Source organism: Mesorhizobium sp. M7A.F.Ca.AU.001.01.1.1 (assembly GCF_004022735.1).
Lineage (GTDB): Bacteria > Pseudomonadota > Alphaproteobacteria > Rhizobiales > Rhizobiaceae > Mesorhizobium > Mesorhizobium ciceri.
The window spans coordinates 1-839 of sequence record NZ_RZPF01001244.1 but is presented as its reverse complement, the minus strand read 5'-3'; the positions used below and the strand labels follow the sequence as shown (position 1 = coordinate 839).

General features: G+C 63.5%; 1 protein-coding gene. It reads left to right on the top strand.

From position 1 onward, the window contains the following. Positions 1–839 (top strand): ABC transporter substrate-binding protein (locus EN884_RS37395; protein ID WP_245492071.1); only part of this gene is annotated, 839 nt, incomplete at both ends.

The following is an 839-nucleotide window of genomic DNA, read 5'->3' as shown; positions in this document are numbered from 1 at the left end:
GCCGCAGCCTGCTCGCCGCAGCCGGCGCTTTCGGCCTCGCCTCAATGGTCAATCCAAAAGTTTCCTGGTCGAGCGACGGGCCGATCCTCAAGGTGCGCTCCTACGCCGACATCCAGACGCTCGACCCTTGCTTCCGGCTGGCGGCGCCTGAAGGCGACATCACCAGCGTCATCTTCGCCGGCCTCGTCGTCACCACGCCTGGCGACAGCTGGGGCTGGCGGCCGATGGCGGCGGAAACGATCAAGCAGCTCGATCCGCTGACCGTCGCCTTCCAGCTGCGCGACAATATCGGCTTCACCGATGGCTACGGCCAGATGACGGCCGAAGACGTCAAGTTTTCGATCGAACGCATCGCCGACCCAGCCAACAAGAGCCCCTATTCCGGCGACTGGGCAACGCTCAAGGAAGTCGAGGTCAAGGACAAGCTGTCGGGGCTGATCCACCTGAAACAAGCCTTCGCGCCGCTGTGGACGTCGACTTTGCCGACGCCGTCCGGCACCATCCTGTCAAAGCGCGCCATCACCGAGCTCGGTGGCAAGATGGGCGTCAAGCCAGTGGCTCAGTCAGGCCCCTACATCCTGAAGGAATGGCTGCCCAAGCAGCGCACGGTGCTGGTCCGCAATCCCGACTGGAAGTACGAGCAAGGTGCCTTCGCGGAAATCCACATTCATCCGATCGAGGACGAGAAGACCGCCGAACTCGGCTATGAGGCCGGCGACCTCGACTACACCTGGACCGCGGTCTCCTCGATCTCGCGCCTGAAGCAGACGCCGCCGCCGAAGACGACAGTGGTGGAGAAGCCTTCGCTGGCCTTTGTCTGGCTCGGCATGAACCAGGAT